The sequence below is a fragment of the Cryobacterium sp. TMT1-3 genome, assembly GCF_004402315.1.
In the GTDB taxonomy this organism is placed as follows: Bacteria; Actinomycetota; Actinomycetes; order Actinomycetales; family Microbacteriaceae; genus Cryobacterium; species Cryobacterium luteum.
This window is the reverse complement of sequence record NZ_SOFW01000007.1, coordinates 57,023-80,828: the sequence shown is the minus strand read 5'-3', so window position 1 is coordinate 80,828 and position 23,806 is coordinate 57,023. Positions and strand designations below refer to the sequence as shown.

General features: G+C 66.0%; 23 protein-coding genes and 1 tRNA gene. 17 read left to right on the top strand and 7 right to left on the bottom strand.

Going from position 1 to position 23,806, the window contains the following annotated elements; translation table 11 throughout:
* Together rlmB and E3O25_RS03335 are read left to right on the top strand one after the other, a co-directional pair.
* Positions 1–907 (top strand): 23S rRNA (guanosine(2251)-2'-O)-methyltransferase RlmB (rlmB, locus tag E3O25_RS03340; protein ID WP_134360453.1); only part of this gene is annotated, 907 nt, incomplete at its 5' end.
* Positions 908–1,112: 205 nt separating this feature from the next.
* Entirely contained in the window at positions 1,113–2,099 is a 987-nt protein-coding gene (locus tag E3O25_RS03335; protein WP_134360452.1) for a hypothetical protein, read from the top strand.
* Between the two features lie 161 nt (positions 2,100–2,260).
* Here the strand turns inward: E3O25_RS03335 and E3O25_RS03330 are convergent, their stop codons facing one another.
* Positions 2,261–3,574 carry a DUF4032 domain-containing protein gene (locus E3O25_RS03330; protein WP_134360451.1) on the bottom strand — a complete coding sequence of 438 codons (1,314 nt, stop codon included), beginning with the start codon at positions 3,572–3,574 and terminating at the stop codon, positions 2,261–2,263.
* 62 nt (positions 3,575–3,636) lie between these two features.
* Entirely contained in the window at positions 3,637–4,734 is a 1,098-nt protein-coding gene (locus tag E3O25_RS03325) for an ABC transporter ATP-binding protein (RefSeq protein WP_092112266.1), read from the bottom strand.
* A gap of 207 nt (positions 4,735–4,941) precedes the next feature.
* Here E3O25_RS03325 and E3O25_RS03320 point away from each other — a divergent pair, with 207 nt between their 5' ends.
* The 5 genes from E3O25_RS03320 (at position 4,942) to E3O25_RS03300 (ending at position 10,156) form a co-directional block, all read left to right on the top strand.
* Positions 4,942–5,850 (top strand): thioredoxin domain-containing protein, encoded by a 909-nt coding sequence (locus E3O25_RS03320; RefSeq protein ID WP_134360450.1) that lies wholly within the window; start codon positions 4,942–4,944, stop codon positions 5,848–5,850.
* Positions 5,851–5,958: 108 nt separating this feature from the next.
* A tRNA-Thr gene (locus tag E3O25_RS03315) sits at positions 5,959–6,034 on the top strand.
* Between the two features lie 230 nt (positions 6,035–6,264).
* Positions 6,265–7,227, top strand: a complete 963-nt coding sequence (locus E3O25_RS03310; protein WP_134360449.1) for a hypothetical protein — start codon at positions 6,265–6,267, stop codon at positions 7,225–7,227.
* A 157-nt stretch (positions 7,228–7,384) separates the two neighbouring features.
* The gene (locus E3O25_RS03305; protein WP_134360448.1) at positions 7,385–8,980 is read left to right on the top strand and encodes an ABC-F family ATP-binding cassette domain-containing protein; all 1,596 of its coding nucleotides are present in this window, start codon (positions 7,385–7,387) and stop codon (positions 8,978–8,980) included.
* A gap of 174 nt (positions 8,981–9,154) precedes the next feature.
* A complete protein-coding gene (locus E3O25_RS03300) occupies positions 9,155–10,156 on the top strand; it encodes a DMT family transporter (protein WP_241988477.1) in 1,002 nt (333 codons plus the stop codon).
* A 205-nt stretch (positions 10,157–10,361) separates the two neighbouring features.
* On the opposite strand, the gene E3O25_RS03295 is transcribed toward E3O25_RS03300, so the two are convergent.
* A complete protein-coding gene (locus E3O25_RS03295) occupies positions 10,362–10,916 on the bottom strand; it encodes a nitroreductase family protein (protein WP_134360447.1) in 555 nt (184 codons plus the stop codon).
* A gap of 4 nt (positions 10,917–10,920) precedes the next feature.
* Positions 10,921–11,322, bottom strand: a complete 402-nt coding sequence (msrB, locus tag E3O25_RS03290) for a peptide-methionine (R)-S-oxide reductase MsrB (protein WP_092112462.1) — start codon at positions 11,320–11,322, stop codon at positions 10,921–10,923.
* Between the two features lie 232 nt (positions 11,323–11,554).
* Between msrB and E3O25_RS03285 the strand changes: the two genes are divergently transcribed.
* From E3O25_RS03285 to E3O25_RS03240, 10 genes are all read left to right on the top strand, one after another.
* On the top strand, positions 11,555–11,863 hold the full coding sequence (locus E3O25_RS03285) for a DUF3263 domain-containing protein (protein ID WP_092112463.1): 309 nt from the start codon (positions 11,555–11,557) through the stop codon (positions 11,861–11,863).
* 73 nt (positions 11,864–11,936) lie between these two features.
* Positions 11,937–12,500 (top strand): LytR C-terminal domain-containing protein, encoded by a 564-nt coding sequence (locus tag E3O25_RS03280; protein WP_134360446.1) that lies wholly within the window; start codon positions 11,937–11,939, stop codon positions 12,498–12,500.
* 281 nt (positions 12,501–12,781) lie between these two features.
* A complete protein-coding gene (locus E3O25_RS03275) occupies positions 12,782–12,985 on the top strand; it encodes a cold-shock protein (protein ID WP_092112465.1) in 204 nt (67 codons plus the stop codon).
* 70 nt (positions 12,986–13,055) lie between these two features.
* The gene (locus E3O25_RS03270; RefSeq protein ID WP_092112467.1) at positions 13,056–14,111 is read left to right on the top strand and encodes a DUF3048 domain-containing protein; all 1,056 of its coding nucleotides are present in this window, start codon (positions 13,056–13,058) and stop codon (positions 14,109–14,111) included.
* A 141-nt stretch (positions 14,112–14,252) separates the two neighbouring features.
* A complete protein-coding gene (groL, locus tag E3O25_RS03265; protein WP_092112469.1) occupies positions 14,253–15,881 on the top strand; it encodes a chaperonin GroEL in 1,629 nt (542 codons plus the stop codon).
* A 366-nt stretch (positions 15,882–16,247) separates the two neighbouring features.
* The gene (locus E3O25_RS03260) at positions 16,248–16,688 is read left to right on the top strand and encodes a hypothetical protein (RefSeq protein WP_134360445.1); all 441 of its coding nucleotides are present in this window, start codon (positions 16,248–16,250) and stop codon (positions 16,686–16,688) included.
* Positions 16,689–16,719: 31 nt separating this feature from the next.
* Positions 16,720–17,982: a sensor histidine kinase gene (locus tag E3O25_RS03255; protein WP_134360444.1), complete on the top strand. Its 1,263-nt coding sequence runs from the start codon at positions 16,720–16,722 to the stop codon at positions 17,980–17,982.
* Positions 17,979–18,647, top strand: a complete 669-nt coding sequence (locus tag E3O25_RS03250; RefSeq protein ID WP_134360443.1) for a response regulator transcription factor — start codon at positions 17,979–17,981, stop codon at positions 18,645–18,647. Before E3O25_RS03255 ends, E3O25_RS03250 begins: the two co-directional genes overlap by 4 nt.
* 81 nt (positions 18,648–18,728) lie before the next feature.
* The gene (locus E3O25_RS03245; RefSeq protein WP_134360442.1) at positions 18,729–19,490 is read left to right on the top strand and encodes an ABC transporter ATP-binding protein; all 762 of its coding nucleotides are present in this window, start codon (positions 18,729–18,731) and stop codon (positions 19,488–19,490) included.
* Complete coding sequence (locus E3O25_RS03240) at positions 19,487–20,887, top strand: ABC transporter permease (protein ID WP_134360441.1); 1,401 nt, start codon at positions 19,487–19,489, stop codon at positions 20,885–20,887. Before E3O25_RS03245 ends, E3O25_RS03240 begins: the two co-directional genes overlap by 4 nt.
* Before the next feature lie 33 nt (positions 20,888–20,920).
* Here the strand turns inward: E3O25_RS03240 and E3O25_RS03235 are convergent, their stop codons facing one another.
* The 3 genes from E3O25_RS03235 to E3O25_RS03225 form a co-directional block, all read right to left on the bottom strand.
* Positions 20,921–21,211 (bottom strand): WXG100 family type VII secretion target, encoded by a 291-nt coding sequence (locus tag E3O25_RS03235; RefSeq protein WP_092112479.1) that lies wholly within the window; start codon positions 21,209–21,211, stop codon positions 20,921–20,923.
* A 123-nt stretch (positions 21,212–21,334) separates the two neighbouring features.
* Entirely contained in the window at positions 21,335–23,065 is a 1,731-nt protein-coding gene (locus tag E3O25_RS03230; RefSeq protein WP_134360440.1) for a HAMP domain-containing sensor histidine kinase, read from the bottom strand.
* 48 nt (positions 23,066–23,113) lie between these two features.
* Positions 23,114–23,806 (bottom strand): response regulator transcription factor, encoded by a 693-nt coding sequence (locus tag E3O25_RS03225; RefSeq protein WP_092112483.1) that lies wholly within the window; start codon positions 23,804–23,806, stop codon positions 23,114–23,116.

Below are 23,806 nucleotides of genomic sequence, written 5' to 3'. Positions count from 1 at the left end.
CTCGGCCGGCGGTCGCGGCGGCACGCCTCGCGGTGGCGCCCGCGGAGCCTCGCAGGCCCCCCAGCGCGGCACCGGCAACACCGGCGGCGGCGGATCCTCGACGCGTCGCGCCAAGCAGATCGACGAGCACGAGATCGTCACCGGTCGTAACTCGGTGCTCGAGGCGCTGCGCGCGAAGATTCCCGCGCTGACCCTCTACATTGCCGCGCGCATCGAAATGGATGAGCGCGTTAAAGAGGTGTTGCTCATGGCGACGAGCCGCAACATCCCCATTCTCGAGGTCATGCGCCCCGAACTCGACCGTCTCGCCGGTCGCGATGCCGTGCACCAGGGTCTCGCGCTCAAGGTTCCCGCCTACGAGTACGCACACCCCATGGAGCTGCTCGAACTCACCATCAGCCGCGGCCACAAGCCGTTGTTCGTAGCCCTCGACGGCATCACCGACCCGCGCAACCTGGGCGCGATCATCCGCTCGACCGCTGCGTTCGGCGGCCACGGAATCATCGTGCCGCAGCGTCGCTCGGTCGGCGTCACAGCTTCGGCCTGGAAGACCAGCGCCGGCGCCGCGGCTCGCACACCCGTCGCCATGGCGAGCAACCTCACCCAGACCTTGAAGGCGCTCAAAGCGCAGGGCGTGTTCGTGCTCGGTCTCGACGGCGGTGGTGACGTGTCGCTGCCCGACCTCGGCATCGGCTTCGCCGAGCGCCCCATCGTGATCGTCGTCGGCAGCGAGGGCAAGGGCCTGTCCCGCCTCGTTACCGAGACGTGCGACGCGATCGTTTCGATTCCGATCAGCGCGGCGACCGAGTCGCTCAACGCTGGAATCGCCGCCGGCGTCACTCTCTACGAGGTGGCCCGTCTCCGAGCCCAGATCAAGCAGGCCAAGGCCGCCGCCAAGCTCTCCTAGCCCCCGCATTACGGACGGGGCCCGGGCCCCGTCCACGGGCCCAGTTTATAAACTGGGCCCGGGGCTATAAGGTGAGCCCGGTATCCATCGCGTTTGCGTGAACGTTCAAACCGGTTCCCCTCCTCCACAGCGGATGCTCCGGCCCGCTTTCCACAGATCAGTAGACGTCACGCCATCCCTTGTTCGGGCACGGTGACAATTGGCCATGCTTGAGATTCTGGATGTTCCCAACGCTCACAACGACGGCCTGATTCTCGCTGAGTCCCTGTGGGCAGCGGGCCTGAATACCCGTGCCGTGCGCGCGTTGCTTGCAAATGGTGAGCTGGTGCGCATCCGTCGTGGGGTGTACTCACTCGGAGCGACCTGGCGTGGCGCCAATAGCGACGATCAGTACCGGCTGTTCGTTCGGGCGACCGTGGTCACGGCCGAGCAGCCGCTTCTTCTTTCGCATCTCTCCGCGGCAGCGCTGCACAATTTGCCCATCATCGGACCGTGGCCTAAAGTCGTCCACGCGATCAATAACGACACGGCCGGGGGCAGCAGCGCCCGCTTCACCACGAGCCATAGGAGCGTGGTCGAGCCGGAGCCGGTCACGATCAACGGATGCGCCGCCACCACACTCGCGCGCACCCTCATCGATGTGGCGGCAACCTCGAGCTTTCTCGTCGGTGTAACCATGATTGACCACGCCCTGCGCCTCGAGGGGGAGCGCGCCGAGAACGAACGCCGGAAGGGTGTCGCCGGTGCACCGGCCCTCTCGAAGGAGGACCTCTACGCGGAACTAGCGATTGTGCATCCGAGACGGGGAGGCCCGAAGGTGCGTCGGGTCATAGACTTCTCGACTTTGCTTTCTGCCAATCCCGGCGAGTCGATGAGCCGAGTGCGCATGCACGAGTTGGGCTTCGAGATACCCGAGCTCCAGGTGCGCTTCGTCGTTCAGGGCCGGGACTACTGGGTCGACTTCTACTGGCCCGGCGTGCGTAAAATCGGTGAATTCGACGGCAAGATCAAGTACACCCGGGGCGCAACATTGGGAGACCGACACCCGGGCGACGTTGTCATCGCCGAGAAAAATCGAGAAAATCTCCTGCGTCCGGAAGTGCTCAGTTTTGACCGCTGGGACTGGGACACGGCCTTTTCTCCCCGACTTTTCTACGAATTCATGATTCAGCACGACGTTCCTCGCGCCTGAACTGGCAGTGGATACCCGCGCCCACCGACCGGGCGAGCCTCACACCGTCTGGGCCCACCTTGTGACCCGGGGCCCAGTTTATAAACTGGGCCCGTGGACGGGGCCCGGGCCCCGTCCGAAATGGACGCCTCCGGACGCTCGGGAAGCGCACTGAACGGAACTTAGACCTTCAGCGTCCAGTCGTCGGCGTCGTCCGGGTCTGCGGACGTGGTGTCATCCTCGAGCTGCGTGCGAATGGGCAGCGTGATGGCTCCGGTGAGCGGATCGATGACGGTGGCCTCGTCGCGGCGGTGCCGCAGTACATCCTGCACGTACGAGGTCACGGCCTCGGCCAGCGGAATGTCCCGCGACTGGTTCTGCGCCATATACCAGCGGTGATCGAGCAGTTGGTGGAATACCTGGGCCCGCTCGAGTTTGCCTCGCAGCTCCTCGGGAATGGCCCGCACCACCGGCTCGAATACCCGCACGAGCCACTCGTGCGCGACCATTTCCTCATCGGCACCCTGCGAGCCGTAGGCGGCCCGATAGGAGTCGAGGTCGTTCAGCAGGCGACGGGCCTGGTTCTCCTCGGCGTCGAGGCCGGTCAGGCGCAACAACCGGCGCTGATGGTGCCCGGCGTCGACGACCTTCGGCTGAATGCGCACACTCGAACCGGTGCTGTCGGTCTTGATGGCGAGTTCCTCGATATCGAAACCGAGGTCGTTGAGGCGTTGCACCCGTTGGGTGATGCGCCAACGCTCGGAGGCGGAGAACGACTCCGAACCGGTGAGCTCCTTCCAGAGCAGGCGATAGGCGGCGACGATCCCGTTGCTGACCCGAATCGGGTCGAGCTCGTCGGCAACCCGGCCGCCGGCCTCGAGATCCATCAGCTCGCCGGCGATGTTCACCCGGGCAATTTCGAGGTCGTTCTCCCGCTGGCCGTTCGACAGCCCGCCCGAGTACAACTGCCCGGTCTCAGCATCGACAAGGTAGGCGGCAAACGCCCCGGCATCGCGCCGGAACAGGGTGTTCGAGAGCGACACATCGCCCCAGAAGAAGCCGATCATGTGCAGCCGCACGAGCAGCACTGCGAGAGCGTCGACCAGCCGGGTGGCGGTATCCGGGCGCAAAGCGTGCGAGTACAGGGCCCGGTAGGGGAGGGAGAACTTGAGGTGACGCGTGACCAGAACCGAATTGAGCGGCTCCTCCGAGTCATCCGTTCTGTTCGTGATGACGGCAACCGGCTCGACGCAGGGAATCTCGAGGTGAGCCAGGGTGCGCAGCATGTCGTACTCGCGCTTGGCCATCTCGCTCGTGGTTTCTTTAATGGCCACCACCCGCCCGCTCAGGTGCGCGAACCGCACGAGGTGGCGGGAGATACCCTTGGGCAGCGAGGCGATGTTCTCATTCGGCCAGGCGTCGAGGGGCAGCTGCCACGGCAGGTCGAGGAGGGCAGGGTCGGCCGTGGCCGACGTGATGTTGAGGGAACCGCTCATGGTGTGAGCCTAACCGGCTGGAGGAGGTGAGCCCCCTCCAGCCGGCCGAAAGGCGTCGAAGGCTAGTCGGTGACGGCGCCGCCGAGGCGCAGTCCGCTTTCGGCGTCGAACACGTGCAGGTGATTCGGTGTGGCCGTGAGGTACACCGTCTCGCCGGCGTTCGGGTGCGAGCGGCCATCGACGCGAGCGACGATGTCGGTGCGCTTGCCCTCGATCGTGGAGTGACCGTAGAGGTAGCCGTCGGCGCCGAGTTCTTCAACCAGGTCGACCTCGATCTGCAGGCCATCGCCGGCGGTGGACGACATCTGGATGTCCTCCGGGCGAATACCAACGGTGACCTTCTTGCCGGTCGAGCTGGCGAGGGTCTCACGCTGCACGGGAACGGTCGCGGTGCCGAACTTGATGCCGCCATCGACGGTGTCCGCGAGGAACAGGTTCATCGCGGGGCTGCCGATGAAACCGGCCACGAACACGTTCTGCGGCTTCGCGTACAGGTCGCGGGGCGAACCGACCTGCTGCAGGATGCCGTCCTTCAGTACCGCAATCCGGTCACCCATGGTGAGTGCCTCGGTCTGGTCGTGGGTCACATAGACGGTCGTGACGCCGAGGCGGCGCTGCAGCGACGCGATCTGAGTGCGCGTCTGCACGCGCAGCTTGGCGTCGAGGTTCGATAGCGGCTCGTCCATCAGGAACACCTGCGGCTGACGCACGATGGCGCGACCCATGGCCACGCGCTGACGCTGACCACCCGAGAGCGCCTTCGGCTTGCGGCTGAGGTAGGGTTCCAGGTCGAGCAGCTTGGCGGCTTCGAGCACGCGGGCGGCGCGCTCGTCTTTGTTGATGCCGGCGATCTTGAGCGCGAAGCCCATGTTCTCGGCCACGGTCATGTGCGGGTACAGGGCGTAGTTCTGAAAAACCATCGCAATGTCGCGGTCCTTCGGCGGAACGTCGGTGACGTTGCGCTCACCAATGAAAATGTCGCCCTCGTTAACCTCTTCGAGGCCGGCCAGCATTCGCAGCGAGGTGGACTTGCCGCAGCCGGACGGGCCGACCAGAACCAGAAATTCGCCATCGGCGACCTGCAGGTCGAGCTTGTCAACAGCCGGTCGAGTGGACCCGGGGTAGAGCCGGGTTGCTTTGTCAAAGGTCACTGAAGCCATGATTATTTCTCCTTCACCGGCAGGAACGTGCCGGACGATCCGTTGTGAATAGGATTTGCGTCGCGCGCGTAAGCGCACGACCTTCCCATTATTGCATGACGGATGCCCCGGTGTGGGTCTCCCCGTTTGGTCGTTTCCCAGTCAGGGGACCTACTATTCCAAGGGTGCCTTCACGCACCCCCCCCTCCTTCTCGAAAGCGATTCTTCATGACTATTGGCGGACCAAGCGACAGCAGTCCCTCAAAGAACCGCCGGCGTGATGCCGCGCGGGTAAAGGCGAAGCAGCTTCGAGTCAGCCAGAAGAAGAAGGATCGCCGCAACAAGGTATTCCTGCAGGGCGGCATCGGCATCGCCGCCATCGCCATCATCGTTCTGGTCTCCGTGATCATTGTGAATTCAATCAAACCGGCCGGTCCGGGCCCAAAAAACATGGCCAGCGACGGCGCACTGATCGGTGAGGGCATGGTCACCGTGCTCACGCCGGCGCTGCAGCCCGACGCCAAGCCGCGGCCATCCGAACCCGATCCGACCGGTGCCGTTGCGAACATCCGCATCTATGTCGACTACCTGTGCCCCCTCTGCGGCGACTTCGAAGAGGCCAACACCGAGCAGATCGCGCAATGGGTCGACTCCGGCGCGGCGACGGTAGAAATCCACCCGGTGGCCATCCTCACGAGCAAGTCCGCCGGCACCAAATACTCCCTGCGGGCAGCCAATGCGGCCGCCTGCGTCGCCAACTATTCGCCCGACGACTTCTTCGACTTCAGCTCCGCCCTGTTCGTCGACCAGCCGGAAGAGACGTCGCCCGGCCGCAGTAACGACGAGATCAAAGCTGTCGTCAGTAAAGCGGGCGTCAGCACGGCCCGCTCCAGCATCAATTCCTGCATCGACGACGGCACCTACGAATCGTGGGTCAAGGCCGCCACCGACCGCGCGCTCGACGGCCCCATCCCCAACTCCTCGATGAAGTCCATCATCGGAACCCCGACCATTCTGGTCAACGGCAAGCCGTACACCGGTTCGCTTGAAGACCCGAAGGAGTTCGCTTCCTTCGTGCAGCAGGCCCTCGGCGAGACCTACTCCACGTCGACGCCCACCCCGACCCCCGGCGGGTAAGGCTCCGCAGAACGGATGCGGCGGCTCGCGTCGCGCGCATCCGCTTCGCCGTTGCCCGAGGTGGCTCCGAAATCATTTAGGATGGTCTTTCGAGGCCCTCGGTCTCATGCCGGCCTGGCGCAATTGGTAGCGCACCACTCTTGTAAAGTGGGGGTTACGGGTTCAAGTCCCGTGGCCGGCCCCACGAGCCCCTACTCCCCACCGGGACGCAGGGGCTTTTCTGTGACCGGGGTGCTGCCTGGATCGCGTGACCCATCCGTGTCCCGTCGTTTTGACGCGGCCGCGTCGTCGCGCGCGCGAGCGATATTCGGCAGCGAGCCGCTTTCGACGGCGCGACAACTTCGCTGGGAACGCCGATCGGCTCGAACCGCAGTGTCTGTGCCAAGCTGACACCCACGACGATCGGGGGATTCGGTGGCGCACGCGGAGTTCGACAGTGACTATGAGCGGGCAACGAACGACCCGTCATTCCTCGAGGCGGTGCGCGCCGCCTATGCGGGTACCGATGATGTGCTCGATGTGCTCTGGTGGCAGGCACACCCCGACCAGGCATCGCCTTCCGGAACAGCCGCTCCCGCCGCGCGCCGGCGCGAACTTCAGCGCCGCATCTTCGCCATCGATGGTGACGCCGTCAACAATGCGGCGGCGGCGCAGCAGCTGGCGCAACTGGACGACGAAATCCGCTTCGAGCGCGCGGCATTCGAGCGCGCGCTTGCGATCGTCGGGGGCGAATCAGCGCCTAGACGCGCCGAACCACGCGTCACGCTCGACGACACCGAAACCGAAACCACAACCGCAACCGAAGCGGAGGCCGAAGTTGGCGACCCGCAACCGTTGATCAACCGCCGCCGCCTGCTCGTCACGGCCAGTCTCATCGCGGCCGTGGCGATCGGGGCGGTGGCTGGTGCGCAAGTCACGGATTCCGGCACGAGCGCGGCCCCGATTCCGACCGCCACGGCCGAGCCGACGACCACGGGAACGCGCGCGCCCGCGCTCACCCGCCTCGATCTGCCCCAGGCTACGGCCGACGTGCCGAACCACCCGGTGCCCGAGGGATTCGTCGTCGACTCCTTTCGACTGCTGGGCGCTCCGCCCGGTTACCTTGCCCCGTCAGAATCGGTCGCCATCTACGCCGCCCGGACCACGTCCGGCATGGTCTGTCTCGTCGCGCTCGGCAGCGAGATCGGCCACCTGGCCACCTGCGTTCCCGACAGCAATTTTCCCACGACCGGCCTGCGCCTGTACTGGCTGAGCACGCTTGACTACTGGTCGGACGCCGGCGTCGCCTCCACCACCCCGATCAACTGGGACGCCGTGTGGAAAGCCGACGGGTCGTTCCAATCCGGCGGCACCGGCCCGGAACAGACTGGCCCCTAAACATCCTCCCAGCGATGCGCGACCGCCAGCGCGCCCCGCGGCATCCGCTTATCGCGTGCCCGGGGCGCTGCACCACCGGGCCGCGCAGGCCCCGCCACGTACACTGAGGGCTGGGGTTTTTTACGAGCGGATGCCCGCGCCCCGAGAGGAAACACGCATGAGTCTGATTCGGCTGAACGATGTCAGCATCCGCTTTGAGAACACGCAGATTCTGCGCGAAGCGTTCTTTCGCCTCGAACCCGGCGACCGGGTCGGCCTGATCGGCAAGAACGGCTCGGGCAAGTCCACCATTCTCAAGCTCATCCTCGACCAGGTTTCGCCCGATACCGGTGAGGTCTCCCTCGAAGACGGCATTCGTGTCGGCTACTTCTCGCAGTTCTCCGAGCTCAACGGCGCGCAGACCATCATCGAGGTGCTCGACGAGCTGTTCGTGGCTGTGAAGGCCGTCGAGACCGAACTCGCCGCGATCGACGCGGCGATCGCCCTCGATTCCTCGGCCGGCGCCGAACTCGACCGGCTGATCAGCCGCCAGGGCGAACTGTTCGAAGAGATGGACCGGCTGGACGGCTGGGACTACAAACGCCACATCGACACCGCGCTCACCACCCTCGGATTCAACGAGGCGCACCGGGTCTGCGCGATCGACGAGCTCTCCGGCGGATGGCGCAACCGTGCCGCCCTGGCCAAGATCGTGCTCGAAGCCCCCGACGTGCTGCTGCTCGACGAGCCCACCAACTACCTCGACGTGGCCGGCGTGGAGTGGCTCGAAGCCTGGTTCAAGAGCTTCAAGGGCGCCGCCATCGTGGTCTCGCACGACCGTAAATTTCTCGATGCCGTCGTCACCCGCATCATCGAGGTCGAGAACTTTCACCTGCACGAGTACCCCGGCAACTTCGGCGAATACATCGTGCAGAAGCAGTTTCGGCTCAAGAGCCTCGAGGCCCAGTTCGTGCACGAATCCGAGCTGCTCGCCTTCGAAGCCGAGGGCATCGCTGACCGCCGCGAAGCCGCGAAAGCCGAGAGCCGCCAGCTCGGCAACCAGCTCGCCCACATCAAGAAGTCGCGCACGCCGCGCCCGGTCGACCAGATCATCACTGAGATCTACGGCAACCTGCACGTGAAAGACGTGCTCTGCCGGGTCGACGGCCTGGCCAAGAGCTACGGCGACAAGCTCTTGTTCGAGAACCTCAGCTTCGAGGTGCGTCGCGGCAACCGCATCGTCGTGCTCGGCAGCAACGGCAGCGGCAAGACCACCCTGCTGCGGGTTCTCACCGGCGAGGAAACCGCCGACCGTGGTGACGTCGCCTGGGCCAGCGGCGCCCGAGTCGTCTCGTACAACCAGATCCTGGCCGAACTCGACGATAGCGACACGGTCAGTCACGCCGTCAACGCCATGCCCGGCAGCCTCGCCCTGACCGCCACCAAGAAGTCGGTCAACCGCTTTCTCACCATGTTCCAGTTCAGCGAAGCCGACCTCAAGCAGAAGATCGGCAACCTCTCGGGCGGTCAGCGCGCGCGCGTTGCCATGGCCCAGTGCCTGCTCTCCGGCGCCTCGGTGCTGCTGCTCGACGAACCGACCAACCACCTCGACATGTCGAGCACCCAGGTGATGGAACGCGCCCTCGTGCACTTTCCCGGTGCCGTTGTGGTCGTCAGCCACGACCGGTTCTTCACCGACAAGATCGCCAACCGCCGCCTCGTCTTCGGCAGCGACGGAGCCGCCCCCGGCGAGATCGAGGTGCGCGCCGCCTGACCCGCCTGTCTCTAGCGACCGGGCCCGGGCCCGGAAACTGGGCCCACGATAGATCATGGTCCCCGTTCCCGAAGGTGGGCCCGGGGGCAGATTGCCGGCTGAGCGGGCAGGGTCCCACCGGCGCCGACCAGGCGCTATCCGCCGCGACCTACCCCCGTCTCGTAGTATTGCCACGTGACCCCCGCCCGCGCAGAGACCCGAACGGATGCGCCGGGCGCGCCCGCGGCATCCGCTGTGCCGGTCTGGCTGGCACTGGTCTTCTCGGTTCTGATCGGTGCCTTGTACGCCGTGCAATCCCGGGTGAACGGTGAGCTGGGGCACCAGATCGGCGATGGATTCACCGCCGCCGTCATCTCGTTCGGCTCCGGCCTGGTCATTCTCACCCTCGGACTCATCGTCTTCCAACGCGGGCGCCGCGGCCTGCAACTCGTCGCCCGCGCCGTGAAATCAAAGCATCTGTCCTGGTGGCACCTGCTCGGCGGCCTGGCCGGTGCCCTGTTCGTACTCTCGCAGGGACTCGTCGCGGCGCCCCTCGGCATCGCCCTGTTCACCGTCGCCGTCGTGGCCGGCCAGACCGTGAGCGGCGTACTCATGGACCGGTTCGGCATCGGCCCGGGCGGCCGCCGACCGCTGCACGCCTCTAAAATCGTCGGCGCCGTGCTGGCCCTCGGCGCGGTCGCCTTCACGGTGAGCGGCGAACTGCGCGGCAGCGGTGCGCTCTGGCTGCTCGCGCTGCCGCTGATTGCCGGCATCGGCCAAGGCTGGCAGCAAGCCGTCAACGGTCAGGTGCGGGTCACCGCGCAGAGCGCGCTCACGGCCACATTTTTGAACTTTCTCACCGGCAGCATCGCCCTCGTGCTCGCCGCCCTCGTGCACGGACTGCTGGTCGGCTTCGCGCTGGAAGGTCTGCCCGGCAACCCGTGGCTCTACACCGGCGGACTAATCGGCTGCATTTTCATTGCCGGCGCCGCGCTCGTCGTGCGCACCACCGGGGTGCTCATGCTCGGCCTGTGCATCGTGGCCGGCCAGCTGGTTTGCGCCCTCGCGCTCGACCTGCTCGCACCAACTCAGGGGCATCCGCTCGGCGTCACGACCATCATCGGCACCGCCCTCGCCCTCGTGGCCGTCGTGATCGCCGCCGTGCGCTGGCGCCGACCCGGCCACGCCCGCGCCTGACCCCGCGCGGGTGCCGACCGGGCCCGGGCCCGGAAAGCGGGCCCACGATAGATCCTGGGCCCGGTGTCCGAAGGTGGGCCCGGAGCGAAACACCACAGCGATACCCACAGCGAAACCCACAGCGAAACCCGGAGCGAAACCCGGAGCGAAACCCGGAGCGAAACCCCGGAGCGAAACCACACAGCCAGCCCCCGCAGAGCCCCGGCTACACAACCCCCAGAAACTCCTCGGGATCGATCGACAGCCGCACACCCGGCTTGCAGTCGGCCGGAATCCCGCCGACATACAGCCACCCGAGCAGCTCCTCCGCATCAGCGAGGCCGTGAACCTCCCGCACGGGCGCCGCGCGCACGAGCGCACCGGTGCGCCACATCGCACCCCACCCGGCGTCGCCGAGCAGCAGGGTGAGCATGTGCGCGACACCGGCCGCGACCGCATCCTGCTCCCAAGCGGTCACCTTGAAGCTCACCCGCCGCGACGCGATGACCGCCAGCAGCAGCGGTGCCCGCAACGGCTTGCCGGCCAGCTTCACCGCCTCAACACCCTCACAAGCGGATGCCGCCACAAACGCCGCTCCCAGCCGCTCGCGCGCCGCGCCGCGCAGCTCCAGCAGTCGCCACGGCCGCAGAGCGCCATGATCGGCGACGCGAGCCGCCGCCGCCACGAGGGGCAGCAGCTCCGCCCGGGTAGGCGCGAGCGACGTCACCCGAGAATAGCTGCGCCGGCCGTTGACGGCCTGGAAGACCGCCGAGGAGCCCACCGCGCTACTTCGCGGGCGTGAAGTTGAGCGAGATCGAGTTCATGCAGTACCGATCGCCAGTGGGGGTGCCGAATCCATCGGGAAAAACGTGCCCCAGGTGCGAGCCGCAGTTCGCGCAGCGCACCTCGGTGCGCACGCTGCCGAGCGAGCGGTCTTCGAGCAATTCGACCGCTTCGGGCCGCACCGATTCGTAGAAGCTCGGCCAGCCGCAGCCGGAATCGAACTTAGTGCCGCTCTGGAACAGTTCGGCGTTACACGCGCCGCAGGTGTAGGTACCGGCACGCTCTTCGTCGAGCAATTCTCCGGTTCCGGGGCGTTCGGTGCCGGCTTCCCGCAGCACCGCGAACTTCTCCGGGCCGAGTTCGGAGCGCCACTCGTCGCTTGACTTCTTGATTGCGTAGTCCATGAAAGAATATCCCTTCGTTCCGGCCGCCCGTTGGCACGAACAGCGTCTACCCAGCCTAAACTCGCGCGGCTGCACGCGCATTCCGGGCCCGGCCGTTTCGCAGTATTTGCACGGCCACCAGCGCGCCCGAGTGCGCCGTTCCGGGCGTGCCGGAGGCAACGTCCAGCCGCCCGCAAATAGGATGAGGCCGGCGGATAACCCGTCGAAAACTTTTCTTGGGGGAGAGATATCAATGAGCGAGAGACCACCGACAATAGAGCCACCCGCCACGACCGCGCCCGCTGCGCCAGCCGAGCTGAGCGACCGCGACCAGGCCGTGCTCGCCTTCGAACGGCAGTGGTGGCGGCACGTCGGCGCCAAGGAGGAGGCCATCCGCGCCACCTTCAGTCTCTCGGCCGCCCGGTACTATCAACTATTGGGGGCTCTGGTCGATTCACCGCTCGCACTGGCCTTTGACCCGATGCTCGTAAAACGGCTGCAGCGGATGCGTTCCGCGCGATCCGAGGCACGCGCCAGTCGTTCGCTTCCCGCCCACGACTAGCACCTGACCGCTTTCCGCCTGCCCGGGATCGTCCGATTCCGAACCCGGCTGGCCAACCAAGGATCCAACCAATATGGCGCGAAAATTTGCGAAAGACCGTTTCGACACCCACACGCATGCCCTCGACCGGGTGGGCGCCCACCGCGCCCCCGGCAAGAGGGGCCGCGCCTGGATCGGGTTCTGGTGGGCGCTCGGCGCGACCGTGCTGCTGATCGTCGTGGGTGTCTTCGGCATCTTCGCGATCAATAATCGCCTCGACTTCACCAATATTCCGGGGCTGTCCTCGGCCAGTTCCACTCCGGTCCCGACCGAAACCGTCATCCCGACCGCCGAACCGACCGTCGACCCGGCGCTGACGGTGAACGTGCTGAATGGTTCCGCGAATGACGGGGTTGCGGCTTCCGTCAGTGACACGCTCGTCGCCGCCGGCTGGGTGGTCAGCGGCACCGGTAACGCCAGTACCGACACCGAACCGGCCACGGTGATCTACTACGCCGATGCGAGCCAGGAAGGGGCAGCTCGCGGCCTCGCCGCCTCGCTGCCCGGCTCGAAGCTCGTGGTCTCGACCGTCTTCGTCGAGTCGGGCGCTGCCCTGACCGTCGTCGTCGGCAACGACTACGTTCTCCCCGCGGGGTGATACACGGTCGAATCTTCTTTCCTAGTGGGCATTTTATAGTTCGTCAAGCCCCTTTCCTTCTGCGGTGACTTCAGTAATATCTGGTTTTGGTCACACATTTTGTTCGGGCAATACCCGCCCGGATCAAGAACGCTCGCCCAAGGTAACTTGCACCCGTAGGTAACTTGCAACAGAAGACTTGCTCTCGGGGATTTGCTGCTCGCATGAAATGACGCAGTCTCTGCGGCAGGGCCCGGAACAGCCAATGGGCCGTGCCGTCGAAATTAAGCAAGGAGTAACACATGGCGAACGGAACCGTTAAATGGTTCAACGCTGAAAAGGGTTTCGGCTTCATCACCGTTGATGGGGGAGGGCAGGACGTCTTCGTTCATTACTCCGCGATTGACATGAGCGGGTACAAGGTGCTCGAAGAAGGCCAGCAGGTCATCTTCGAGGTCGGTGCCGGAGCGAAAGGCCCCCAGGCTGAATCGGTGCGACCGGCCTGACTCACCCCATAATGGGGTCTGTCCCCCACCTCACGCCGCCCGCTGCAACGGGCGGCGTTAGTGTTTAACGGTGACCAAGACAAAGACAGCCCGCCGCAACGCGCCGCGCAGAGCCGCGGGACTGCTCGCCCTGATCGTGCCGGCACTGCTGTTAAGCGGATGCACCGGCGCCATTCCTTCCCCTGCCGCTTCGACGAACGCCCCCGGCTGGACCTCGGGCTACGTCGCCGCTGCGGCCACCGAGACCGCCCCATTGACGGGACTCACCGTGGCGGCCGGATCGTCGGCGCACCCCTCGCTGGCAGCCAAGGTCGACAACCACAGTGCCGCCCGCCCGCAGGTCGCCATCGACCGCACCGACCTTGTATTCGAAGAGCTGGTCGAGGGCGGAATCACCCGGTACGTCGCGGTGTGGCAGTCCAGCATTCCCGACCAGGTCGGCCCGGTGCGGTCGATCCGGCCGATGGACCCCGACATCATTGCCCCGTTCGGTGGCCTCGTGGCCTTCTCGGGCGGTCAGCAACGGTTCGTCGACGCCATGAACGCGACCGGTCAGGTCAGCGCCATCTTCGACTACGACACGACCGGGCTGTTTTCCCGCTCCAAGGCCACGGCCGCCCCGCACAACGTCATCCTCGCCGCTTCCGAATTCGTCAACCGCAATGCCTCCGTCGCACCGCCCGCCCAGCAGTACGCCTATGCGGCCACGCTCGCCGGGGCATCCGCTGTGGTGGACGGCGCGCCGATTTCGGCCATCAACACCCGGTTCTCGAACTCCAGCGCCCGCAGCTGGACCTGGAATGCCGAAGCGGCCGCCTACCTGCGCGCACAGGACGGCGCACCGGACCTCACGGCGGACGGCGCACAGCTCAAAGCCACGAATGTCGTCGTGCTGCGAGTGAACGTCAGCGTTGACCAGAGCATCCCCAAGACCGAGCTCATCGCCTCGGGTGAAGCGTCGATCTCCTCCGGCGGCAAGACCCTGGCCGCCACCTGGAGCAAGACCTCCCAGGGCATGCCGATCCGCCTGGTCGACGCCAACGGAGTGACCATTCGGCTGGCACCGGGCAATACCTGGTTTCAGCTCGTGCCCAACGGTACCGGCTCGGCCGACCTCATTCCCTGACCGTCTGAAGATGGCCGGGCATCACCCCCGATGCTCGCTTGCACTCTCGACCCCAGAGTGCCAGAATCGTTCTAGCACTCTCGTCATCTGAGTGCTAACCCCATCATCGTTTGGAACGTCCGGGAGGGACGAGTTACACATATGGCAAAAATCATTGCATTCAATGAAGAGGCCCGTCGTGGGCTTGAGCGCGGCCTGAACATTCTCGCCGACACCGTCAAGGTCACCCTCGGCCCGCGCGGCCGCAACGTCGTTCTGGAGAAGAAGTGGGGCGCCCCCACGATCACCAACGACGGTGTGTCCATCGCCAAGGAGATCGAGCTCGACGACCCGTACGAGAAGATCGGTGCGGAACTCGTCAAAGAGGTCGCCAAGAAGACGGATGACGTTGCCGGCGACGGTACGACCACCGCAACCGTCCTCGCCCAGGCTCTGGTTCGCGAAGGCCTGCGTAACGTCGCAGCCGGCGCCGACCCGATCAGCCTGAAGCGCGGCATCGAGAAGGCCACGGCAGCTGTCATCGCCGAGCTCATCGCCAGCGCCAAGGAGATCGAAACCAAGGAAGAGATCGCGGCAACCGCGTCCATCTCCGCCGGCGACACCGAAATCGGCGCGATCATCGCCGAGGCCATCGACAAGGTCGGCAAGGAAGGTGTTGTCACCGTTGAGGAGTCGAACACCTTCGGCACCGAGCTCGAGCTCACCGAGGGCATGCGCTTCGACAAGGGCTTCCTGTCGGCATACTTCGTCACCGACCCCGACCGTCAGGAAGCGGTCTTCGAAGACCCCTACATCCTGATCGTCAACTCCAAGGTCTCCAACATCAAGGACCTGCTCCCCATCGTGGACAAGGTCATCCAGACCGGCAAGCAGCTCCTCATCATTGCGGAAGACGTCGACGGTGAGGCCCTGGCCACGCTCGTTGTGAACAAGATCCGTGGCATCTTCAAGTCCGTCGCCGTCAAGGCACCGGGCTTCGGAGACCGTCGCAAGGCTCAGCTGCAGGACATCGCCATCCTCACCGGTGGACAGGTCATCTCGGAAGAGGTCGGCCTCAAGCTCGAGAACGTCACGCTCGACCTGCTTGGTAACGCCCGCAAGGTCGTCATCACCAAGGACGAGACCACGATCGTTGAGGGTGCCGGCGACGTCGAAGCCATCGCCGGTCGCGTCTCGCAGATCCGTGCCGAGATCGAGAACACCGACAGCGACTACGACCGCGAGAAGCTTCAGGAGCGCCTCGCCAAGCTTGCTGGCGGCGTTGCTGTCATCAAGGCCGGAGCCGCAACGGAGGTTGAGCTCAAGGAGCGCAAGCACCGCATCGAAGATGCAGTGCGTAACGCCAAGGCTGCTGTCGAAGAGGGCATCGTCGCCGGTGGTGGCGTTGCACTCATCCAGGCCGGCAAGACCGCATTCGAGAGTAAGGCTGTCCTTGACCTCGTCGGCGACGAGGCAACCGGCGCGAACATCGTGCGTGTTGCCATCGACGCTCCGCTCAAGCAGATCGCGCTCAACGCCGGCATGGAGCCGGGCGTTGTCGCCGACAAGGTGCGCAACCTGCCCGTCGGATGGGGCCTCAACGCCGCCACCGGCGAGTACGTCGACATGATCGCTGCCGGCATCAATGACCCGGTGAAGGTCACCCGCTCCGCGCTGCTCAACGCCGCGTCGATTGCCGGACTGTTCCTCACCACCGAGGCCGTTGTTGCCGACAAGCCCGAGAAGAACTCGGCTCCGGCCGGCGACCCCTCGGGTGGCATGGACTTCTAAGTCCCGCCAGTTAGCTCCACACAAGTGGGCGTCTCCTTCGGGAGGCGCCCACTTTTTTCACCCGCCACCGAGCCGTGAGTCTCTGTCACTGAGCCGTGAGTTTCGGTCCATTTTCGCCGCCGAATTTCGGCTGGAAACTCACGGCTCGGCGGTCTCAAGCGTGCAGATCTCACGGCTCGGCGACAGGGCGCCGTTGGCGAGCACAAGCGGATGCCGCCCCTCGGCAGGTCAGCGCATGCTGCGGCGTGCTTTCATGAGTTCGACCATGGTCGTGAAGCCGTCCGCCGGGCAGCGTCATCCTTGCGACGTAGCGCAGAGCGACTCCGGACTGACGACCGCGCGGCAGTGATCCGGCAGGCTGACATTATGAAGAAGATCCAACTCCTCCCCGTTCTTACCACCGCAGCGTTGACCACCCTCGCACTCACCGGGTGTTCCAACATCGCCGACCAAGTGCAGCGCGAGAAATCGCTCGAATTCGCGTCCGTACCGATCCTCACCGAGGAGTGGGACCAGTCGGCGGACTGGCTGCCCGCCGATGCGACCCGGATTTCCGTCCGGGAAGCGGCATCAGGCACAGGCCCGGCGATCCTGGCGGCGACGACCGATGCCGAGCTCGATCCGGCGCAGTGCGCGGAGACCGACCGGCAGTCGGCGCCGACCTATTCCGCGGACTGGGCACCGGATGATGTCTACGTCGACCGCATCTTCGCCTGCGGTGACTGGGCCGTGATCGAAACTGACAGCGGCTGGTACGGGTGGACACCGAACGATCCCGACGAGAAGGCAGAGTCGCCGACACCATGACCACATCCTGTCCTGCGGCTACGGTTGAGTCATGATCCGCAGCCTCTCCCGCCCGCAACTCGTGGTGGATGCCGCGGTCGCCGTGATCGCGGTCCTTACGCGCAGCGTGCTGGGCTATGACTCTGCGGTGGTGTTCTGGGTGACCGTCGGCATGGCCGGTGCCGTGTTCCTCCGGAGGCTCAGCCCCGGCCTCGCCCTCGCACTGGCCTGGTGCACGGTGGCCGTGCAGCTCTGGGCGTCGTTGCCGCCGGACATCGCCAACGCCGCCGTACTTCCGGTGCTGTATGCCACGGCGGCCTACGGCTCGCGACCCGTCAGATGGCTCGGGCTAGCCTCGGTTCCGGTTGGCGCGCTGACCGCAACCGTGTACGTGCTGTACCTGCAGTCCAGCGGCCTCACCGGGTTCGTGGACCTCGTGCTGCAGGTGCGCACCGGCGAAGCCTTCCAGCGTGGTGCCCCTGGGGTGATCGGTTTCGTCTCTGCCGTGGCCCTGTTCGGGCTGAGCTGGGTTCTCGGACTGCTCGTGGCCACCTGGCGCACCGCGCGGGAGGGCCGGTCGGCTCTCCGTTCAGCGGCGGCCGAGCAGGCGGAGGCGCGGCGCGAAGTGGCCGTGGAGCAGGAGCGCACCCGCATCGCTCGCGATATGCACGACGTGGTGGCGCATTCCCTCGCCGTCGTCATCGCCCAGGCCGACGGCGGCCGGTACGCGCGTGCCGCCAATCCCGAGGCAGCGGATGACGCCTTCCGCACCATCGCAAACACGGCCCGGTCAGCCCTCGCCGACGTCCGCGTGTTGCTGGGGCAGCTGAGGTCCAACCCGGATTCTGCGTCCGGCGGCGACGGAACCAGTGCGCCAGTGATGGCGGCACCACAGCCGACCCTGGCCGACCTCGACCGGCTCGTCGACCAGTTCCGTGCCTCCGGACTCACGGTGAAGCGTAGCGAAACCGGGCCAGCTGCGCAGCTCGGCGCGGGCCACCAGCTCGTGATCTACCGCATCGTGCAGGAATCGCTCACCAACGTGCTCCGTCACGGCGACGCCGCGCGCACCGTGGCCGTCAGCTTCAGCTGGCAGGACGACGCACTCACCGTCACGATCGATAGTGGGCTGCTCGTGCCCCGCGACACCGGCGCGGCACCGAACGGGCACGGCATCGACGGTATGCGCGAGCGGGCGGTGTTGGCCGGCGGGTCTTTCGCGGCGAGCGAGATCGGTGATCGATTCGTCGTGTGCCTGACTCTTCCGCCGCTAACTGCAGCGCCTCCGCTCTGCCGAGAGGCGGTGTCCGAATGACCGCTCCCATCCGTGTCGCCCTGGTCGACGACCAGGCGCTGTTCCGCGCCGGACTCCGACTGCTCATCTCGTCGCAGGCCGATCTCGAGTGTGTGGGCGAAGCCGGGAACGGGGCCGACGGCATCCGCTTGGTGGAAACTGCCCGGCCTGATGTGGTGCTCATGGATATTCGGATGCCGGTCATGGACGGCATCGAAGCCACCACACGCATCGTCGACGCGTCGGTCGCGGCAGGCGGGGGCGGCCCCCGCATCGTCGTGCTCACCACGTTCGACCTCGACGAAGCGGCCGCTCGGGCCATTCGCGGGGGAGCCAGCGGATTCGTGCTCAAAGACGCCGACCCGGAGTTTCTGCTCGCGGCGATCCGCACCGTGCACGCGGGCTCGTCCGTCATCGCCGCCGCTCAGATCATCGAGCTCTTCGAACATTTCGACGCGAAGCGGATGCCCCCGGTCCCGCCGGCCGCTTACACCCGGCTCACCCCGCGCGAACAGGAGATCTTTGCGCTCGCCGCGCGGGGACTGAGCAATGCCGAGATAGCGGCGGCCGAGTTTCTCAGCGAGGCGACCGTGAAGACCCACATCAGCCGCACCCTAGCCAAACTCGAGCTGCGCGATCGCGTGCAGCTGGTCGTCTACGCCTACGAGAACTCGCTCATCGCCTGACCGGCCGGTCATCCCTGCGATGTAGCAAGACCATCCTTCGGCCGGACTCGCTGACGAGGTCGGTTCTCCAGACTGGAAGACATGAAACCTTTAACCACCGACCTCGGCCTCGTCGCCCGGGTGGCCTCCCTGCACAAGTCCTACGGGGCCACCAACACCCGCGTGAACGCGCTCACCGACGTGAGTGTCGGAATTCGGCGCGGCGACTTCACCGCCATCATGGGACCGAGCGGGTCGGGCAAGTCGACGCTGATGCACATCATGGCCGGCCTCGACACGGCGAGCAGCGGATCGGTGTGGCTCGGCGATACCGATATCTCCCATCTAGACGATTCCAGCCTCACCGTGTTGCGCCGCCGACGGGTCGGATTCATCTTCCAGTCATTCAACCTGGTGCCCACCCTCGACATCAGCGGGAACATTCTCTTGCCTTTCGAACTGGACGGCCGCGCGCCGTCAGTCGACGAGCGAGCCTGGATCGACCGGCTGATCGCGGTGCTCGGACTCACCGATCGTCAGCGGCACCGCCCCCATGAGCTCTCCGGCGGGCAGCAGCAGCGCGTGGCGATCGCCCGGGCCCTCGCGACCCGCCCCGACCTGGTGTTCGCCGACGAGCCCACCGGCAACCTTGACTCCCGCACCTCACGCGAAGTACTCACGTTGCTCCAGACGGCGAGCCGGGAGTACGGGCAGAGCATCGCCATGGTCACCCACGACCCGGTCGCGGCCAGCTACGCCGATCGCATCATCCTGCTGAATGACGGCCGAATCGTGGACGACCGCGGCCGATCGACCGCCGAACAGATCAGCACGATCATGCTCGGCATGGAAGCCCGGTCGTGAACCGCACACGGCACACCCTGCGCGAGCATGCGCCGAGCATCCTGGTGGCGGGCCTGTCGACGGCGTTCGGTGTCAGCCTGATCTCCATCACCGGTGTTCTCGCCGAGGTGATCGGCAATTCCGGGCTCAACAGCGCCACGCTCACGTTCATCCTGTCGTTTATCGCGGCCGTCTTCATCGTCATCGCGCTCTATGTCGGGGCCCTGGTCACCGCGAACACCTTTGCCACCATCATCGCCGGCCGGGTGCGCACGATTGCCCTGCTGCGGCTGATCGGTGCCAGCGCGGCCATGCAGCGCCGCGCTGTGACCCGCGAAGGTTTCACGGTGGGTGTGGCCGGAGCCTTCGTGGGCGGCATCGTCGGCGTGCTGTTTCCTATTCTCGTGGTCTCGGTCGGGGTGCAGTCCGGTGCGATCCCACCCGGAACCTACAGCTACCTCAGTGCCCAGATGCTGCTGCCGGTCGTGGCCGTGGCACTCACCACGACCGCGGCCTCCTGGGCCGGGTCGCGGCGCGTACTGTCGGTGTCGCCGATGGACGCCCTCGGGGCGGCTGGCGAGTCATCGCTCGGCGAGCAGAGTGAGCGCCGAACCCGTAACCGGGTTGCGCTCACACTTTTCCTGTTCGGTGATGTGATCCTCGTGCTGGGCATGCTGGTGGGCCTCGTGAATCCGCTCGGCGTGCTCATCGGCCTTATCGGGGGGATTCTGTCGTTCAGCGCTGTCGTGCTGGGAGCTGCCGTCGTCATGCCCCGGGCCCTGCGCGTGATCGGCCGCGTGTTCGGAACGAGCGCCACCGCCCGGCTGGCACGCGAGAATGCCGTGCGATACCCCGAGCGGAGCGCTCGCACCACGATCGGTCTCGTCATCGGCGTCACCCTGATCACCACGTTCGCCGTGACCGTTGCAAGCTACCAAAGCATCATCGAGGCGGCACAGGAGGTCCACCCGGAGGCGTACGAGGGTGTCGACCCGGTCCTGGCGATAACCGTGGCCGTGTTCTCGGTGCTCATGGGATTCAGCGCCCTGATCGCGGCCGTGGGAATGGTGAACAACCTCTCCCTCACCGTGCTGCATCGCACCCGGGAGCTTGGCCTACTGCGCGCTCTCGGGTTCACGGCCCGGCAGATCCGCCGCATGATTCTGATCGAGAGCGCGCAGCTCAGCGCTGCGGCGGTGGTCGTCGGGCTTGTGCTGGGTACCCTGTACGGCTGGGCCGGGGCGCAGTCGCTTATCGGGGGTATTCAGGGGTCGCCCGGAATCGTGCTGCCGACGGTGCCGCTAGCGCTGGTCGCCACTATCGTCGTGGCGGCGGCAGCCCTCACGGCCGTGGCGTCGCTCGCTCCCTCCCGACGGGCGACCCGCATCACCCCGGTCGCGGCCCTCGCTGCCGAGTAGGCGCACCCGACCGAGTAGGAGCGGACACGTGCCTCATCGAGCAAACAGCCGGGTGTTGGCCTGCTCGGTTTCGGCGTACTGCTGGCCGGCCACGCTCAACGCCTGGTTGAGCAGGGTCAGGCTCTCTTCCAGCTGCTGGTGCATGCCCCGCCATTCGGCGAACGCGCCCTGAAAAGCCGAGGAGGCCTGGCCGGTCCAGAACCCTTCCAGACTGGTCAGCTGGGCGTTGAGATCGCCGACATCAGCCTGCACGCGCGCGATGGTGCCGCGGGCGGTGCTCGCGGTGTTCTGCACCGCCTCGCTGTCAACCTGGAAGCTCGTCATGGTGTGCCCTTCTTCTACATAACAGTGGGTGGTGACTGCGAGCGTAGAAGGCGAGCGGGGGCATCCGTTTTATGAGCCCACTTCTGTGAGCGGATGCCTCCCTCCGCACCCTGGGGAGGAGTTCTACGGGATGACGGGCTGAGCGTGCTGCGGCGCGGTCGGCGTGCCGGCCAGCGGCAGCGATACGCGGAAGGTTGCGCCGCCGCCGGGCGTCTCGACGACGTCGACAGTGCCGTGGTGGCTCGCGACGATCGCAGCGACGATGGCAAGTCCAAGGCCGCTCCCGCCGGTCTCGCGGGCGCGAGAGGAATCGGCCCGCCAGAAGCGCTGGAAGATCTTTTCCCGAATCTGCGGCGGGATACCCTCGCCATGATCGATCACGGCGATGGAGGCGCGCTGCGTGCGCGGGTCCACCATAACCTCGAGCTCGATCGGGCTGTCGGAGGCGGTGAAACGCATCGCATTGCCCATGAGATTGGTGATGACCTGGCGAATCTTGTTCTCTTCGGCCATGACGATCGGCGGCAGCTGCGGCTCGACCGGCAACACGGTCAGTTCGGCGTCGGGCTGTACGGCGCTGCCCCGACGCGGCTTGCGGGTGCGCAGCCGGGCCAGCGTGGCGCCGGCGAAGGCGATTGCCCCGGTCGGTGGACCGTTTCCGGACGGCCGGGTGATCGCGCCGGTGGTGACGCTCTCCGCCGCGTCGTGGTCGAATGCCGCGATCTCGCCGGAGTCATCGTGATCGGCGTCGAGATCAACACCGTGCGGTCCGATCACCGGCGGGGGAGTGAGAACGGTGACCTGTCGGCCCGGGGAACTCGCCATGGCGTCGAGGGCGGCGTCGCGGGCCAGCGGCACGAGGTCGACCGGTGTGAGGGCGAGCGGCTTGGTCTCATCGAGCCGGGCCAGTTCGAGCAGGTCCTCCACCAGTCCGCCCATGCGAATGGCTTCTTTTTCGATGCGTTCCATGGCCTGCGCGACGTCTTCGGGGGTTTGCAGTGCGCCCATGCGGTACAGCTCGGCGTAGCCGCGCACCGAGACCAGGGGCGTGCGCAGTTCGTGGCTCGCGTCGCCGACGAAGCGGCGCATTTGGTCGATGGTGCGGGCGCGGTCTTTGAACGCCCGGTCGATGCGGCTGAGCATGATGTTGAGCGACCGGTTGAGCCGGCCGACCTCGGTGTTCGGGGTGGCGCCGCCGAGTCTCTGGCTGAAGTCACCGTCGGCGATGGCGGCGGCAGTCTGCTCCGCCTCACGCAGCGGCACGAAGGTGGTCGTGACGAGCACCCGGGTGAGCATGGCCCCGATCAGCACGACGCCGGCGCCGAACCCCAGAAAGATCGTGAGGTAGGTGGCCATGGTGTTCTCGGTCGGCCGCAGCGACACGGCCATGACGAGGGTGCCGTACGTGCCGGTGGGGCTGATCACGACGGGCACCATGATCGCGTGGAACTCGGTGTCGTGGGCGGCATCCCAGAGGGTCTGAATCTGACCGTCGAGCTGGGAGACCCGTTTGAGGTCGAGCGGCATGCCGACAACCGGCAGTTCGGCGTGGTCGCGTTCCTGCCAGGTGCGGGTGATCAGGGCGCCGTCCTGGTCGTACAGCGCCACGAAGTAGTCCGAGGCGACGCCCTCGGTGTCACCTTGCGAGAACACGCTCGAGGAGTAGCCGCTGAGCGCGGTCTGCGTGTCAACCTGCAGCTGGGTGTCGACCTGGGTCACCACGTACTGCTTGAGCATGGCCATGGTGCCGATGCCTGAAACGAGCAGGCCGAGCGTGAGCATCAGCACCGTGACACCGGTGATCTTGGAACGGAGGGAGATGCTGCTCCACCGTCTCGACAGGGTTTCGTGCATTTGCCTTGAGTCTACGAAAGCTCGCTGTGTGTCTAACGAACGCCGTGACTACGCCTTGGCGGCCTTGAGCATGTAACCGAAGCCACGCTTGGTCTGGATGAGGGGTTCGCTCGAGTGCACATCCACCTTGCGGCGCAGGTAGGAGATGTAGCTCTCCACGATTCCGGCGTCTCCGTTGAAGTCGTATTCCCAGACGTGGTCGAGGATCTGCGCCTTCGACAGCACTCGGTTGGGGTTGAGCATGAGGTAGCGCAGCAGCTTGAATTCGGTCGGGCTCAGTTCGATGGCCTCGGTACCCACGAGAACCTCGTGGGTGTCCTGATCCATGGTGAGTTCGCCGGCGCGGATCACGGCGTCTTCGTCGGCGTGCATGGTGCGACGCAGGATGGCCTTGATGCGGGCGACGATCTCGTCGAGGCTGAACGGCTTGGTCACGTAGTCATCGCCGCCGACGGTGAGGCCGGTGATCTTGTCTTCGGTGTCGTCTTTGGCGGTGAGAAAAAGGATGGGCGCGGTGTAACCGGCCGAACGCAGGCGTTTGGTGACGCCGAAGCCGTTCATGTCCGGCAGCATCACGTCGAGGATGATGAGGTCGGGTTCCTCCTCGAGTACGGCGGAGATGGCCTGTGCACCGTTGCCGACGGCGCGCACGGCGAAGCCGGCGAAACGGAGGCTGGTGGTGAGGAGGTCGCGGATATTGGGTTCGTCGTCAACGATAAGGATGCGGGGGCCGTCAGTCAT

What these genes read in the sequence shown, in the direction of transcription:
- E3O25_RS03280 (WP_134360446.1), top strand. Translation starts at nt 11,937, where the DNA reads ATGGCGCGAAAATTTGCGAAAGACCGTTTCGACACCCACACGCATGCC.
- E3O25_RS03260 (WP_134360445.1), top strand. Translation starts at nt 16,248, where the DNA reads ATGAAGAAGATCCAACTCCTCCCCGTTCTTACCACCGCAGCGTTGACC.
- E3O25_RS03225 (WP_092112483.1), bottom strand. Translation starts at nt 23,806, where the DNA reads ATGACTGACGGCCCCCGCATCCTTATCGTTGACGACGAACCCAATATC.
- E3O25_RS03245 (WP_134360442.1), top strand. Translation starts at nt 18,729, where the DNA reads ATGAAACCTTTAACCACCGACCTCGGCCTCGTCGCCCGGGTGGCCTCC.
- E3O25_RS03235 (WP_092112479.1), bottom strand. Translation starts at nt 21,211, where the DNA reads ATGACGAGCTTCCAGGTTGACAGCGAGGCGGTGCAGAACACCGCGAGC.
- E3O25_RS03305 (WP_134360448.1), top strand. Translation starts at nt 7,385, where the DNA reads ATGAGTCTGATTCGGCTGAACGATGTCAGCATCCGCTTTGAGAACACG.
- E3O25_RS03255 (WP_134360444.1), top strand. Translation starts at nt 16,720, where the DNA reads ATGATCCGCAGCCTCTCCCGCCCGCAACTCGTGGTGGATGCCGCGGTC.
- E3O25_RS03230 (WP_134360440.1), bottom strand. Translation starts at nt 23,065, where the DNA reads ATGCACGAAACCCTGTCGAGACGGTGGAGCAGCATCTCCCTCCGTTCC.
- E3O25_RS03330 (WP_134360451.1), bottom strand. Translation starts at nt 3,574, where the DNA reads ATGAGCGGTTCCCTCAACATCACGTCGGCCACGGCCGACCCTGCCCTC.
- E3O25_RS03285 (WP_092112463.1), top strand. Translation starts at nt 11,555, where the DNA reads ATGAGCGAGAGACCACCGACAATAGAGCCACCCGCCACGACCGCGCCC.
- msrB (WP_092112462.1), bottom strand. Translation starts at nt 11,322, where the DNA reads ATGGACTACGCAATCAAGAAGTCAAGCGACGAGTGGCGCTCCGAACTC.
- E3O25_RS03325 (WP_092112266.1), bottom strand. Translation starts at nt 4,734, where the DNA reads ATGGCTTCAGTGACCTTTGACAAAGCAACCCGGCTCTACCCCGGGTCC.
- E3O25_RS03335 (WP_134360452.1), top strand. Translation starts at nt 1,113, where the DNA reads ATGCTTGAGATTCTGGATGTTCCCAACGCTCACAACGACGGCCTGATT.
- groL (WP_092112469.1), top strand. Translation starts at nt 14,253, where the DNA reads ATGGCAAAAATCATTGCATTCAATGAAGAGGCCCGTCGTGGGCTTGAG.
- E3O25_RS03250 (WP_134360443.1), top strand. Translation starts at nt 17,979, where the DNA reads ATGACCGCTCCCATCCGTGTCGCCCTGGTCGACGACCAGGCGCTGTTC.
- E3O25_RS03275 (WP_092112465.1), top strand. Translation starts at nt 12,782, where the DNA reads ATGGCGAACGGAACCGTTAAATGGTTCAACGCTGAAAAGGGTTTCGGC.
- E3O25_RS03320 (WP_134360450.1), top strand. Translation starts at nt 4,942, where the DNA reads ATGACTATTGGCGGACCAAGCGACAGCAGTCCCTCAAAGAACCGCCGG.